A 258-nucleotide genomic window follows, 5' to 3' on the forward strand; every position below is an offset into this window, starting at 1 on the left:
CGGGTTGGGTGCGGGGGTCGAGCCAGACGAGTTGGAGCATGATCCCGTTTTCGGGGTCGAGTCGGTGTGTTGCGGCGTCGAGTTGCGTGCGTGCCATCGCGGCGAGGTCGTTGTCCGGGTCCGTCTCGACCGCGACGTGGGTGATGAGGGGTGCGGCCGCGATTGTTCCGGCCGGTGGGATTTCGAGGACGGTGTCTTCGTCTGTTGTTCCGCGCCGGAGTCGGGCTCGGAGCATGTCGTGGTGGTCGAGGACTGTCT

The 258-nt window shown here is 66.3% G+C and carries 1 protein-coding gene; it reads right to left on the minus strand.

Translation table 11 applies throughout. The annotated features are described in order from the left end of the window. Positions 1-235 (minus strand): hypothetical protein (locus tag QM841_RS42980; RefSeq protein ID WP_283336807.1); only part of this gene is annotated, 235 nt, incomplete at its 3' end. Positions 236-258: the final 23 nt, after the last annotated feature.

This window comes from Rhodococcus sp. IEGM 1307, from assembly GCF_030056915.1.
In the GTDB taxonomy this organism is placed as follows: domain Bacteria; phylum Actinomycetota; class Actinomycetes; order Mycobacteriales; family Mycobacteriaceae; genus Rhodococcus_F; species Rhodococcus_F opacus_D.